Annotated in this window: 19 protein-coding genes; 8 read left to right on the forward strand and 11 right to left on the reverse strand. The window is 72.8% G+C overall.

Features of this window, described 5'->3' with window-relative positions:
- The coding region (locus ACXJKF_RS01750) for an integrase core domain-containing protein (protein ID WP_456786023.1) at positions 1–237 on the forward strand (237 nt) is incomplete at its 5' end.
- Here the strand turns inward: ACXJKF_RS01750 and ACXJKF_RS01755 are convergent.
- A complete protein-coding gene (locus ACXJKF_RS01755; protein WP_456786024.1) occupies positions 168–713 on the reverse strand; it encodes an MFS transporter in 546 nt (181 codons plus the stop codon). The genes ACXJKF_RS01750 and ACXJKF_RS01755 overlap by 70 nt on opposite strands.
- 100 nt (positions 714–813) lie before the next feature.
- On the reverse strand, positions 814–1089 hold the full coding sequence (locus ACXJKF_RS01760; protein ID WP_456786025.1) for a helix-turn-helix transcriptional regulator: 276 nt from the start codon (positions 1087–1089) through the stop codon (positions 814–816).
- A 64-nt stretch (positions 1090–1153) separates the two neighbouring features.
- Between ACXJKF_RS01760 and map the strand changes: the two genes are divergently transcribed.
- Entirely contained in the window at positions 1154–1927 is a 774-nt protein-coding gene (map, locus tag ACXJKF_RS01765) for a type I methionyl aminopeptidase (RefSeq protein WP_456786026.1), read from the forward strand.
- A 3-nt stretch (positions 1928–1930) separates the two neighbouring features.
- Here map and ACXJKF_RS01770 read toward each other — a convergent pair whose 3' ends face one another.
- From ACXJKF_RS01770 to ACXJKF_RS01785, 4 genes are read right to left on the reverse strand one after another with little or no spacing between them, the layout of a single operon-like run.
- Positions 1931–2308: a HEPN domain-containing protein gene (locus ACXJKF_RS01770; RefSeq protein WP_456786027.1), complete on the reverse strand. Its 378-nt coding sequence runs from the start codon at positions 2306–2308 to the stop codon at positions 1931–1933.
- 2 nt (positions 2309–2310) lie between these two features.
- Positions 2311–2949 carry a nucleotidyltransferase domain-containing protein gene (locus tag ACXJKF_RS01775; RefSeq protein ID WP_456786028.1) on the reverse strand — a complete coding sequence of 213 codons (639 nt, stop codon included), beginning with the start codon at positions 2947–2949 and terminating at the stop codon, positions 2311–2313.
- Between the two features lie 45 nt (positions 2950–2994).
- Complete coding sequence (locus ACXJKF_RS01780; protein WP_456786029.1) at positions 2995–3528, reverse strand: AAA family ATPase; 534 nt, start codon at positions 3526–3528, stop codon at positions 2995–2997.
- A 50-nt stretch (positions 3529–3578) separates the two neighbouring features.
- Positions 3579–3998 (reverse strand): NUDIX domain-containing protein, encoded by a 420-nt coding sequence (locus ACXJKF_RS01785; RefSeq protein ID WP_456786030.1) that lies wholly within the window; start codon positions 3996–3998, stop codon positions 3579–3581.
- 190 nt (positions 3999–4188) lie between these two features.
- Here ACXJKF_RS01785 and ACXJKF_RS01790 point away from each other — a divergent pair, with 190 nt between their 5' ends.
- Genes ACXJKF_RS01790 through ACXJKF_RS01805 form a run of 4 tightly spaced genes read left to right on the forward strand, consistent with a single transcriptional unit; the run spans position 4189 to position 6725 of the window.
- Positions 4189–5469 (forward strand): WGR domain-containing protein, encoded by a 1281-nt coding sequence (locus tag ACXJKF_RS01790; RefSeq protein ID WP_456786031.1) that lies wholly within the window; start codon positions 4189–4191, stop codon positions 5467–5469.
- 22 nt (positions 5470–5491) lie between these two features.
- The gene (locus ACXJKF_RS01795) at positions 5492–5806 is read left to right on the forward strand and encodes a hypothetical protein (RefSeq protein WP_456786032.1); all 315 of its coding nucleotides are present in this window, start codon (positions 5492–5494) and stop codon (positions 5804–5806) included.
- Positions 5803–5973, forward strand: coding sequence for a hypothetical protein (locus ACXJKF_RS01800; RefSeq protein ID WP_456786033.1), 171 nt, complete (start codon positions 5803–5805; stop codon positions 5971–5973). The genes ACXJKF_RS01795 and ACXJKF_RS01800 overlap by 4 nt, the downstream gene beginning before the upstream one ends.
- Complete coding sequence (locus ACXJKF_RS01805; RefSeq protein ID WP_456786034.1) at positions 5970–6725, forward strand: class I SAM-dependent methyltransferase; 756 nt, start codon at positions 5970–5972, stop codon at positions 6723–6725. Before ACXJKF_RS01800 ends, ACXJKF_RS01805 begins: the two co-directional genes overlap by 4 nt.
- 2 nt (positions 6726–6727) lie before the next feature.
- On the opposite strand, the gene ACXJKF_RS01810 is transcribed toward ACXJKF_RS01805, so the two are convergent.
- Both ACXJKF_RS01810 and ACXJKF_RS01815 read right to left on the reverse strand, forming a co-directional pair.
- The gene (locus ACXJKF_RS01810) at positions 6728–7393 is read right to left on the reverse strand and encodes a cation transporter (protein ID WP_456786035.1); all 666 of its coding nucleotides are present in this window, start codon (positions 7391–7393) and stop codon (positions 6728–6730) included.
- Positions 7390–7719, reverse strand: coding sequence for an ArsR/SmtB family transcription factor (locus ACXJKF_RS01815; RefSeq protein ID WP_456786036.1), 330 nt, complete (start codon positions 7717–7719; stop codon positions 7390–7392). The genes ACXJKF_RS01810 and ACXJKF_RS01815 overlap by 4 nt, the downstream gene beginning before the upstream one ends.
- A gap of 69 nt (positions 7720–7788) precedes the next feature.
- Between ACXJKF_RS01815 and ACXJKF_RS01820 the strand changes: the two genes are divergently transcribed.
- Together ACXJKF_RS01820 and arr are read left to right on the forward strand one after the other, a co-directional pair.
- On the forward strand, positions 7789–9153 hold the full coding sequence (locus tag ACXJKF_RS01820; RefSeq protein ID WP_456786037.1) for a CoA transferase: 1365 nt from the start codon (positions 7789–7791) through the stop codon (positions 9151–9153).
- Between the two features lie 12 nt (positions 9154–9165).
- Positions 9166–9594, forward strand: a complete 429-nt coding sequence (gene arr, locus ACXJKF_RS01825) for an NAD(+)--rifampin ADP-ribosyltransferase (protein WP_456786038.1) — start codon at positions 9166–9168, stop codon at positions 9592–9594.
- On the opposite strand, the gene ACXJKF_RS01830 is transcribed toward arr, so the two are convergent.
- From ACXJKF_RS01830 to ACXJKF_RS01840, 3 genes are read right to left on the reverse strand one after another with little or no spacing between them, the layout of a single operon-like run.
- The gene (locus ACXJKF_RS01830; RefSeq protein WP_456786039.1) at positions 9591–10010 is read right to left on the reverse strand and encodes a DUF6314 family protein; all 420 of its coding nucleotides are present in this window, start codon (positions 10008–10010) and stop codon (positions 9591–9593) included. The genes arr and ACXJKF_RS01830 overlap by 4 nt on opposite strands.
- Positions 10011–10060: 50 nt before the next feature.
- Positions 10061–10498 carry a hypothetical protein gene (locus tag ACXJKF_RS01835; protein WP_456786040.1) on the reverse strand — a complete coding sequence of 146 codons (438 nt, stop codon included), beginning with the start codon at positions 10496–10498 and terminating at the stop codon, positions 10061–10063.
- A gap of 38 nt (positions 10499–10536) precedes the next feature.
- Positions 10537–11646 (reverse strand): glycoside hydrolase family 53 protein, encoded by a 1110-nt coding sequence (locus ACXJKF_RS01840; RefSeq protein ID WP_456786041.1) that lies wholly within the window; start codon positions 11644–11646, stop codon positions 10537–10539.
- Positions 11647–11714 lie beyond the last annotated feature (68 nt).

The following is an 11714-nucleotide window of genomic DNA, read 5'->3' on the forward strand; positions in this document are numbered from 1 at the left end:
GTCGCTGCGGACCTCGGGGCGAAGCAGGTCTTCATCCGGCCGCACTGCCCCTGGCAGAACGGCAAGGTGGAGCGCCTGAACCGCACCCTGCAGACCGAGTGGGCCTACCGGCAGGTCTTCACCAGCAACGCCGAACGTACCGCCGCCCTTGCCCCCTGGCTCGAGCACTACAACACTCGACGACGCCACAGCGCCCTCGGAGGCCTCCCACCGATCAGCCGACTGTCACCAACGTGACGGCCGAGTACACCTAGCGGCGGTCCGACGAACTCGTCGACGACCGTCTGCGTGGCCGCGACCTGCGAGTTGGCCCGGTCGAGCGCGTCGGGTCGCACCGCCTGCGGCAGGACCGCGAACGACGCGCTGTCGGAGAGCGTCTCGACGACGCCCATGACCGCGTACACGACGTACAGCGCGGCGAGCGGGGTCGCGCCCGTGAGCACGAGCGCGGCGAGCGCGGCGAACAGGGCGGCGCGGGAGACGTTCGCCGCGACGAGCAGCCGGCGCCGGTCGACCCGGTCGATCAGCACCCCGATCCCGAGCACGGACAGCACCCGCGGCGCGGAGTACGCCACGGCCAGGCCCGCGATCGCGATCGGGCTCTGGGTCAGGGTCGCCGCCAGGAGCGGGAGCGCGACGAACGTGATCCCGTCGGCCAGGTTCGCCGAGGCGTTGCCGGCCCAGATCCGGCGGTACTCGCTGCCGAGCGTCATCGGCGCAGCAGCGCGACGAGATCGACCGCCCTCATCTCTGCCTCTCGCTCGCTCTCGACCGACGAATCTGCGCTGCGGTCACACCGGCCAGGGAGACGGCTTACGACGCGAGCGGCTCCCGGGCGTCGCGCCCGGGAGCGCTGATCTCCGCCCACACCTCGTCCAGCGAGAGCCCGAGCACCGCGGCGATGGCCGCGACCGTCGGGAAGGCCGGGGTCGCGACGCGGCCCGTCTCGATCTTGCGGAGGGTCTCGGGCGAGACGCGGGCGTCCAGCGCGACGTCGAGCATCGGACGCTGTCCCCGTGCACGACGCAGCAGGGCACCGAGGCGCTGTCCGCGCTCGATCTCGTCCGGGGTGAGCGGCAGCCTGACCATGACCGCGATCCTAGCCGGGATAATATGGCCGGGATAGTTATTGGACTTCGCCGGAGGACGACGCATGATCGAGATCCTGACCCCCACCGAGATCGCCCGCGCCCGGGAGACCGGCGCCCTGGTCGGGCACATCCTCCAGACGCTGAGGAGCCGCGCCACGGTCGGCACGAACCTCCTGGACATCGACCGGTGGGCCCAGGCGATCATCGTCGAGGCCGGAGCGCAGTCCTGCTACGTCGACTACGCGCCGACGTTCGGGCGCGGGCCGTTCGGCCACTACATCTGCACGTCCGTCAACGACGCCGTGCTGCACGGCCGCCCCCGCGACTACTCGCTCGCCGACGGCGACCTGCTGACCCTGGACCTCGCCGTGTCCCTGGGCGGGATCGCGGCCGACTCGGCCGTGAGCTTCCTCGTCGGCGACGCACGGCCCGCCCAGAGCGTGGCGATGATCGACGCGACCGAGCGGGCGCTGAGCGCAGCGATCGCCGTCGCCGGACCCGGTGCCCGCATCGGCGACCTCTCCCACGCCATCGGCACGGTGCTGAGCGAGGCGGGCTACCCGGTCAACACGCAGTTCGGCGGGCACGGCATCGGGTCGACGATGCACCAGGACCCGCACGTCACGAACACCGGACGGCCCGGCCGCGGGTACACGCTGCGCCCCGGGCTCCTGCTCGCGCTCGAGCCGTGGGTCATGGCCGACACCRACGAGCTGGTCACCGACGCCGACGACGGGTGGACGCTGCGCAGCGCCACCGGCTGCCGGACCGCGCACAGCGAGCACACCATCGCGATCACGGACGACGGCGCCGAGATCCTGACCCTCCGCACGTGAGCCTCAGCCGCGCACGACGTCGTCGGCCGCGTCCACGATGCGCGTCGCCCACTCCACCGCCTTCTCCGCGTCGGCGGCACTGACCGGAGTCGGCTGGTACTGCGCTGCCGTCTTCATCTCGATCAGCCGCCGGAACGTCGACTCCAGGCGCTTCCCTGCCGGACCCGCGCCGGCGAGCTCCGTCACGGCCGCGCGATGGTCGTCGGTCTTGCCGGTCCGTCCCGTCAACCGGTAGCAGAGGGCGTCCTTGGCGTTGATCCCGGCAAGGACGGCGCTGGACGCCGCGGCGCTGTACAGCTCCCCGGCAAGCTCGACGTCGGCCGCGGTGAGGAACTCCCGGGCCTTGGCGAGATGATGGCGGGCGGCAGCGAGCGGCTCCACGCTCAGCCCGCCGTGGCCGGAGMCGGGACCGCGCTCAGGCGTCCGACCAGGGCACGACCGTCGCGACGGATGTTGTCCAGGAGGGGCTGCCGCTCGAGGGCCATCACGGCCAGGTCGCGGGGGGATCGGTCGAGGATCTCGGCGCTGTTGCCGGTCCAGCGGTGGACCGCGTCGGCGAGACCGGTCAGGCCGGCCTGCCAGTCCGTGTCGTCCTGCGGGACGGCGTCGGGGCGCACGACCAGGAGGTCGACGTCGCTGCGGCTGCCACCGTCTCCACGCGCAGCGCTCCCGTAGACGATGAGCCCGTCGGGCTGGTGAGCCCAGGTGCGGGTGTGCTCGACGATCGCGTCCCACAACCTCGCGCGCAGGTCGACGAGCGCAGAGATCGCGTCGGCGGCGAGGTGGTCGCGGTTGAAGGCGTACAGGTAGGCGCTGCCGGCAGGCGTCACGGTGACGATGCCGTCCTCGGTCAGCGCCCGCAGGATCTGAGACACGTGGCTCTGGGAGACGTGCGGGTCGGTCAGGTCCGCGACGGCTCGGCCGGTCAGCGGAGTGCCGGACCTCGCGAGGACGGTCAGGACAGGTGCGTATGCGGTGGGCAGGACGCTGCGGATCGGCGTGCCGAGGTCCACGTCACGCACCCGCCCTCTCAGTCATGCGACCACTATAGCGCTCGCATGAGCGTTCTAGCGCTCACAGCCGTTCCCCTTCGTCCTGGCGATCTGCTGGGCCACCTGCGCGGGCGTGAGGTGGTTGGTGTCGACGACCTCGGCCTCGGCGTGCAGCCACGTGCGGGCCGCCTCGGTGTACGCCTCCACGTACTGGTGCCGGAACGCGGACGGACCCATGACGGTGTCCCCGTCGATCCGCGCGCGCAGCGTGTCCTCGTCGGCGTGCAGGACGACATGCCGCACGGGGATGCCGTGCGCGGCGAGGCCGGCGCTGATCTCGCGCCAGTACGGCTCGACCAGGACGGTCATCGGCATCACCAGGGTCTCGCCGGCGTAGTCGAGGACCCGGCGGGCGGTCTCGACGACGAGCGGACGCCACGGCGGCCAGTGCTGGAAGTTGTCGGTCTCCGGCAACCCGGGCGTGATGTCCATCAGCGTCTCGCCGACCTTCTCGGCGTCCAGGACCCGGGCGTCCGGGAGCAGGGGCTGCACGAGCGCGGCGACCGTCGTCTTGCCTGCGCCGTGCGTGCCGTTGAGCCAGACGATCATGGCCCGAGGCTAGAGGCAGCCCGGCTCCTGCCTGCGCAGGCGTGCGGCCACTACGGCGCGGTGCGCCCCGCCTGGTCCAGGGCGGCCCGCAGGAGGCCGTCCAGCGCGGGGTGCGCCAGGTCGGCCGTCGGCAGGTCGTCGACCCCGAACCACTCCAGCGCGTCGTGCTCCTCGGGCGCTCGGTTGACGGGCGTCCCGGCCCACGCCGTCACCAGCCACACGTCGATGACGACGCCGTCGGGGAGGCAGACCCGGTCGTGCTCGCGGGCGGACAGCACCGTGACGCCGAGCTCCTCGCGGACCTCGCGCACGAGGGCCTCGCGGCTCGACTCGCCCGGCTCGACATGTCCTCCGGGGACGTCCCACACGTCGGGGTACCACCGGCGTCCCGGGTGGCGGTGCCCCAGGAGCACGCGACGCCCGGCGACCAGCAGCCCGCCGACGACGTGGACGGTCCGTCCCGGCGTCATCGGCGGTCGCCGACCCCGGTCGGCACGTCGTCGACGTCCCGCCGGCACGGGAGGTCCAGGGCAGGCTCGACCGTCGTCACGGGGTGCAGTGTGCCAGCGGAGCAACCGCGCCCGCCCGGCGTTGCTCCGACCGGCTGACCTCGTCGACCGCCGGGCTCGTCTGTCACCGGGCGCGGCTACCGTGCGGCGCATGACCGACACCATGGGCTCCGTCGTGACGCTCGAGTTCACGCAGGGCAGCAGCGACAAGTTCTACCGGGTGTTCACGGTCGGCGACGCGATGACCTGCCAGTACGGCCGCAACGGCACCTACGGCTCGTTCACGGCACGCACGGTGTTCGCCGACGTCTCCGCGGCTCGCGCGGCGGCGCTCAAGGCGGTGGCCGGGAAGGTCGCCAAGGGGTACGTGGTGACCCGCACGGGTGAGACTGCGTTCGACACGGGACCGACCGACGCGGACCTGGACGGCTGGGCGGGCGCCCTCCCTGCCGACGGTCTCGCGGTGGCCGTCGTCGTGCCGCAGGAGCGCCGGCAGGCCGCTGCCGTCGCGGCGGTCGCGGACGGTCCGTACGACCCTGCCGCCCTCGCGCGCGTCACCGACGCCCTGCTCGCGCTGGACCTGCCCACGCCCGCCGCGATGCCCGGCACCACGACCCCGCTGCCGATGCTCGCGCAGAACGTGGAACCGGCACGGCTGGACGGGCTGCTCGACGACGAGGCGTGGGTCGCGCAGCCCAAGCTCGACGGCGAGCGGCTCCTGGTCGAGGTCGTGGACGGCGCCGTGCGGGCGTTCGGTCGCAACGGGCAGGCGAAGGCCTCGAACGTCGGGGCCGCGATGCTCGCGCCGTTCCGGGCGCTGACCGCGGGTCGGTGGGTGTTCGACGGGGAGATCGTCGGGCGCACCCTGTGGCTGTTCGACCTGCCGGCCGCGGCGGACCACGTCGGCGCGGGCACCCCGTTCCGGCTGCGGCACGCCGCCCTCGTGGCGGTCGTGGGGGCGCTGGCGCCGGACCCCGTCGCGGTCGGCGTCGTGGGCATCGCGTCGGGCCCGCAGGCGAAGCGGACGCTCCTGGCGGACGCCGAGTCGGGACGCAAGGAGGGCGTGATGCTCCGCGCCGCGGACGCCCCGTACACGGTCGGGCGGTCCGCCGGGCTGCTGCGGCACAAGTTCGTCAAGACGCTCGACGCCGTCGTCGTCGAGACCGGGCGCGGCGGCAAGCAGACCGCCGTGCTGGGCGTGCACGACCACGACGGCGCCCTGGTGCGGATCGGGAACGTCACCACCATCGGCAAGGGCGGTGCCGCCGGCATCTCCGTCGGTCAGGTGGTCGAGGTCGCCTTCCTGTACGTCGTCGACCCCGAGCACYCCGTGCTCTACCAGCCGCGCATCCTGGCGGTCCGCACCGACAAGTCGCCGACGGAGTGCAGCGTCGACCAGCTGCTCGGTGCGCACACCGACCGCACCGCGTGACCGGACGGGCATGATGGCGGCCATGGAGGTCCTCGACCACGAGCGCTGGAGCTGGTTCCTGCTGGCGTCGGACGGGGACCTGCTGTTCGACGCGGTCGTCAGCCACGGCCCGTTCAGCACGTCGCTGCTCATCGCGCTCGACGACGACGAGCGTGCCGCCCTGGACCGCGAGGGGCGGACGTACCTGGACCGGCTGGCGCKGGAGATCCAGGACTCCGTACCGCTGCGGGCCGACGCGGGTTCGACCTACCGACCGCGCGACCTCACCAGGACGTTGAACGACGCCGTCACCCAGGCCGTGGTCGCGTGGCGGGAAGCCACCGGGACCCCGGTGTGACGCTGCCCGACGGTCGGCGGACGGGTCGGCAGGACGGCGTCGGGGTGGACGGCCTGACCCCGGAGCGCAGCGAGACGATCGGGTTCGTGCTCGCTGCGCTGTTCGCGGGAGCGATCGACGTGGGCGAGCTGCGGGCGCGGGCGCTGGTCGTAGGGTCGCGCGGGTGACCGCCTTCGACAGCCATCTCGAGGACTGGCGTGCGTGGCAGGAGTCCCCGTGGGGTCGGATCCGCTACCGCGTGGCAGCGCACACCCTCGCCCGGACGTGCGGGGCGGTCGCCGCGCGGCCTCTGCGGGTCCTCGACGTCGGCGGTGGCGACGGGAGCGACTCGGCCCCCCTGGCCGACGCCGGCCACGACGTCACGGTCCTCGACCGGTCCGAGGTCCTGCTCGCCCAGGCGCGCTCGCGGGCAGACCTGCGCACCGTCTGCGCCGACCTGGACGACCTTCCCGGGCTGGGACTCGGAACCTTCGACCTCGTCCTGTGCCACAACGTGATCCAGTACCGGCCCCACACCGTGGCGGTCGTCGGGGTGCTCGCGGGCGTCGTCGCCGTCGGTGGCGCGATCTCGCTCATGGCGCCCAACCCGCCCGCCGAGGTGCTGGCGGCGGTCATCCGGCGCGCCGACCTGCAGGAGGCCGCGCACCTCGTCGACGCACCGACGATCCGGACGGCGACGTTCGACCAGGACGTGCGGCGGGTCGGTGCCGACGAGGTCGTCGTCGCCCTGCAGGACGTCGGCTTCTCCTCCCTCACGCGCTACGGCATCCGGTGCGTCACCGACTACATCGCCGACGACGACCGCAAGAGCGACCCCGACTTCTACGCCGAGCTGGAGGCGCTGGAGCTCACGCTCTGCGACCGCGAGCCCTTCGTCCGGACAGCCCGGATGTGGCAGCTCGTCGCCCGTCGTCCCTGAGGTCAGCAGCGGTCGTCCGGGCACCGGCCTACGTCGCCGGCGACGAGCTGGGAGACGGGGGTGCAGCACGCGTCGCCGCGCCAGGCCTCGATGCCCTCCCGGAGGGCGAACGCGGCGATCACCACGGCCGCGATCGGGTCGGCCCACCACCAGCCCACGGTGCTGTTCAGCACGAGCCCGACCAGCAGGACCGCGGACAGGTACGTGCAGATCAGGGTCTGCCTGGAGTCCGCGACGGCAGAGGCCGAGCCGAGCTCGCGGCCGGTGCGGCGCTCGGCCCAGGACAGGACCGGCATGACTGCCAGACTCACGGCCGCCAGGATGATCCCGGCGGTGGAGTGCTCCGGCTCCGTCGCGTTCAGCAGGGTCCGGACGGCGTCGACGGTGACGAACGCGGCCAGGCCGACGAACGACAGTGCGATGGTCCGCATCGCCGCGCGCTCTCGGGTGTGCGGGTCCGGGGCCGAGAACTGCCAGGCCACCGCAGCGGCGGACAGCACCTCCACGACGGAGTCGAGGCCGAACCCGATCAGTGCCGACGACGACGCGAGCCGGCCGGCGACCAGCGCGACGCCGGCCTCGACGACGTTGTAGGCGATCGTCGCGGCGACGATCCACCGGATCCGCCGTTCGAGCAGCGGTCGGCGGTCGGCGGTCGTGGTGCTCATGCGCAGGTGCAGTCCGGTCCGCAGCACGTCGGGTCCACCGCGAGCACCAGCTGCAGCAGGTCCGCGAGCGCCGACGACAGGTGCGGGTCCGCCAGCCGGTACCAGGTCCGGCGCCCGTCGGGGACGGACTCGACCAGCCCGCACCCGCGCAGGCACGCAAGCTGGTTCGACATGACCTGCCGGGACACGCCCAGCGCGTCGGCCAGGTCCGACGGGTACGCGGGTGCCTCCCGCAGGGCCAGGAGGATCCGCGTGCGTGTCTCGTCCGACAGGGCGTGCCCCAGCCGGGAGAGCGCGGAGGTGTGCGTGAGCGTGGCTGTCCCCATGGACGCGACGATACACATTTCGCTGTATTCAGAGAAGGCTGTACCGAGGTCGGCGCTAGCCTCCGGGAGATGAGCGCTGTGGACCCCGCGACCGCCCACGCCTGGCACGCGCTGGGTGGTGCGGCGGAGCTCGCCGAGCAGGTCACCTACACCGGGTCGGCGCAGCTGGGTGGCACCCTGCCGACGCGCGAGCTCGCCCGGGCGAGCGTCGGCGTCTGCTCGCTCGCCGCCGCCGAGCTTCTCGCGCTGCGGACCGGACGCGCGCTGCCGGCGGTCCGCGTCGACGAAGGGTCGGTCGCGGCCGCCTTCGCCAGCGAGCGCCACCTCCGGGTCGACGGACGACCGATCCCGCTGTTCGCCCCGCTCTCCCGCTTCTGGCCCGCGGCCGACGGCTGGGTGCGCACGCACGCGAACTACCCGCACCACCGGGCGCGGCTGCTCTCCGCCCTGGAGCTGCCGGAGTCCGGCGACGACGCGGCCCTGGTCGACCGGCTCTCCGCCGCGATCCGCGAGCGCGCAGCGCGTGACGTGCAGGAGACCGTCTACGCCGCGGGCGGGCTCGCCGTCGCCGTCGCCGCGCCCGGGTCGTTCGACGAGCCGCTCGTGACCCGCGCCACGGACGGCACGGACGACACCGCACCCCTGCCGCCGGCCACGCTCCCCGCCGAGGGCGTCCGCGTCCTCGACCTCACCCGCGTCCTGGCGGGGCCCGTAGCCACCCGGACGCTCGCGCTGCTCGGTGCCGACGTGCTGCGGGTCGACGCCCCGTGGCTGCCCGAGGACCACGGCACCCACCTCGACACCGGCTTCGGGAAACGGACGGCCCGGCTCAACCTCGGGGACGCAGCCGACCGCGCAACCTTCGAGGGTCTGCTCGACGCGGCGGACGTCGTCGTCCTCGGGTACCGCCCCGGCGCACTGGACCGCCACGGGCTCGGTGCGGACGCACTGGTCGCCCGCCGGCCCGGGCTGGTCGTCGCCGAGCTCTGCGCCTGGGGCTGGGACGGCCCGTGGGCCGGACGACGCGGGTTCGACAGCCTCGTCCAGGCCGGCACCGGAGTCTCKGTCGTCGAGGGGACCGCCGACGGACGACCGGGCGCCCTGCCCGTCCAGGCGCTCGACCACGGCACGGGCTACCTGGTCGCGGCGGCCGTCCTGCGTGCGCTCACCGCCCGGGCGGTCACGGGCGGCGGCCAGCACGTGCGGCTGTCGTTGGCGGGCACCGCGACGTGGCTGTTCGGCACCACCCCGCTCGCTGCACCGACCCCACCGGCGGGCTCGCCCGACCGGTGGCTCGTCGAGACCGGCTCTCCCTGGGGGCGGCTCCGTCATGCGCTGTCCCCGATCGCTGTCGAGGATGTCGCGCAAGACTGGACCCGGCCGCCCCACCCGTGGGGCACGGACGAGCCCCGGTGGGAGACGCCGGCCGGCTGAGAGGGGACGCGCATGAGCACCGGTCCGACACCCTTCGAGGTCCACGAGTCGGGGGCTCTCCTGCACGGCACGAAGGCGGACCTCCGGGTCGGGGACGTCCTCGAGCCCGGCCGCCGGTCGAACTTCGGGGGCGGCAGGACGGCCGGCCACGTCTACGTGACCGCGACGCTCGACGCGGCGACGTGGGGCGCGGAGCTGGCGCAGGGTGACGGTCGTGGCCGGATCTACGTCGTGGAGCCGACGGGCGACCTCGAGGACGACCCGAACGTCACCGACAAGCGGTTCCCCGGCAACCCGACCCGGTCCTACCGCACCCGCGAGCCGGTCCGCGTCGTCGGGGAGATCGAGGACTGGGTCGGGCACCCGCCCGAGCAGCTCCGGACCATGCGTGACCACCTGGACGAGCTCGACCGGCTGGGCACCGCGCAGATCGACGACTAGCCCGCGGACCGGCGGTAGGTCGTCGTGAGGCGGTAGTCCTTGTGCGGGCCGACGGCGTGCCAGACCTCCTCGAACCGGTCCACGTCGAGGAAGCGCCCTTCCACCGAGTAGGCGTCCTCGGCGCAGGGGTGCTCGCCGGACCAGCGGTCGTCGACGAGGTCGAACCGGTAGAAGAAGCGGCCGTCGCCAAACAGCACGTCGACCGTCGGTCCGCCCACGTCCCGCAGCAGCAGCCGTCGGCTCGCCGGCCGGACGTCCCCGCCGAACGTCAGCACCCCTGCCTCCACGCAGGACAGCGCGCCGTCGCCCGTCGGCTCGAACCGCGCGGTGCCGCTCAGGTGGCCAGCCAGACCGGCGTGCGCGTCGTGGATGGCGCGGTCGAGGGACCACACCCCGGCGAACCTGTCGACGACCACGGTCGCGACGGTCTCACGGCGACCCTGGTCGGCGGTAGGGACCGGCCTCGTCAGCCCACGACCGGGATGCTCTGGATCCACAGGCCCATGAGGGCAACCAGCAGCAGGACGAGCCCCAGGACGAGCAGGACGATGCCGATGATGGTGACCGTCCACCCCGGACCGACCTTGCCCTGGGGTCGGGTCTTGACGTCGGTGGGGTCCTCCGGGTTGACGTAGACGTAGCCGTGGAACATCGGCGTCGCGCCGAGACCCTGCCGGAACGCCGCGAAGACCTCGGCGCGCAGAGGTGCGCCGTCGGGGCCGGGGTACTCGACGGTCATGACGTCGCCCGCGACGACGTCGACCTTGCTGACCACGCGTGCCGGCAGCTGGATGCGGGGCACGGAACGGGCACGGACGAGCAGCACGATGCCCACCGGGAGGGCGATCAGGCCGAGGAGCAGCAGCAGGATCGCGAGGGTCAGCAGGAGGTGGGGGCCGCTCATGGTGGCTGAACGTACCGGCTCGGGCCTCCCACCTGTCGTCAGGGCGTCCAGCGGAAGCCGGGGTTCACGCGGCCGCTCCAGCTGAAGACCGCCATGTTGTCCCACCCGTCGCCGGTGCCGTTCATGTTGTACGGGTCCCAGCCGTTGCCCTGCACGGCGGTCCAGGTCGGCTCCCAGTAGAAGACGCCGATCCCGCCCGCGTTCCGGACGGTGTTCTGGACGTACTGGAACATCGTCGCCTGGCTGCTCCAGCTGGCGTCGAAGCCCGCGCAGGTGCCGTTGGCGCTGTTCGCCTGCGAGTCCGCGTTCGCCGTCGTGAAGGGGTAGGCGGTCTCCACCAGGACGACGGGCTTGCCGTACCGGGTGCGGGCGGTGGACACCGCCGAGTACAGGGCGTCCAGCCCGCCGTKCCAGAAGCAGTAGTAGGACAGCCCGGTGATGTCCCACTTCACACCTTGGCTCGCGATGCCGTCGTAGAACCACGTCAAATGGTCGGTGCTGTCGGAGTTCGCGGTGTGGATGATGACCTGGGTGGACGAGCTGCACGCCTTGACCGCGTTGTACCCGGACTTGAGCAGCAGCCCCAGGTTGGTGAAGTTGCTGTTCGAGACCTTGCCCTCGTTCCACAGCATGCCGACGTTGATCTCGTTCCCGATCTGGATGCTGTCCGGCGTCGTGCCCTGGGCCTTGAGCGTCGTGCAGATCCCGTAGGTGAAGTCGTAGACGTCCTTCTGCAGCTGCTGGATGTTGTGGTTCGCCCACGCGGCGGGCTTCCACTGGTTGCCCGGGTCCGCCCAGGTGTCGGAGTAGTGCAGGTCCACCATGAGCTTCAGGCCGCGCGACTTGACCTCCTTGGCGTAGGCGGCGACCTTGCCCGGGTTGTTGTACCCGGACGCCGGGTTGTTCCACACCCGCAGCCGCGCGTAGTTCATGCCGGCGCCCTTGAGGATGTCCAGCGGGTGCTTCTGGCTCCCGTTCGCGTCGTAGTACTTCACGCCGAGGTCGAGGCTGCGCTGCAGGCTCGACACGTCACCGCCCAGCATCGACAGGCTGTTGGCTGCCTGGACCGGCGAGGGGACCGCCAGCGCCACGGCCGCCGCCAGCACGGCGGCCACTCCCATCGCGGTGAAACGCCTCTGAGTGCTCACGCAATCTCCAGTGACTGTCGTGCGGTGTGCACTGCCCTCCGCGGGCGAGCTCCACCCTGTGATCGCTC

Source organism: Cellulomonas sp. P5_C5, from assembly GCF_054049655.1.

What these genes read in the sequence shown, in the direction of transcription:
- arr (WP_456786038.1), top strand. Translation starts at nt 9,166, where the DNA reads ATGAGCACCGGTCCGACACCCTTCGAGGTCCACGAGTCGGGGGCTCTC.
- ACXJKF_RS01780 (WP_456786029.1), bottom strand. Translation starts at nt 3,528, where the DNA reads ATGATCGTCTGGCTCAACGGCACGCACGGCGCAGGCAAGACGACGGTC.
- ACXJKF_RS01785 (WP_456786030.1), bottom strand. Translation starts at nt 3,998, where the DNA reads ATGACGCCGGGACGGACCGTCCACGTCGTCGGCGGGCTGCTGGTCGCC.
- ACXJKF_RS01815 (WP_456786036.1), bottom strand. Translation starts at nt 7,719, where the DNA reads ATGGGGACAGCCACGCTCACGCACACCTCCGCGCTCTCCCGGCTGGGG.
- ACXJKF_RS01755 (WP_456786024.1), bottom strand. Translation starts at nt 713, where the DNA reads ATGACGCTCGGCAGCGAGTACCGCCGGATCTGGGCCGGCAACGCCTCG.
- ACXJKF_RS01835 (WP_456786040.1), bottom strand. Translation starts at nt 10,498, where the DNA reads ATGAGCGGCCCCCACCTCCTGCTGACCCTCGCGATCCTGCTGCTGCTC.
- ACXJKF_RS01810 (WP_456786035.1), bottom strand. Translation starts at nt 7,393, where the DNA reads ATGAGCACCACGACCGCCGACCGCCGACCGCTGCTCGAACGGCGGATC.
- ACXJKF_RS01760 (WP_456786025.1), bottom strand. Translation starts at nt 1,089, where the DNA reads ATGGTCAGGCTGCCGCTCACCCCGGACGAGATCGAGCGCGGACAGCGC.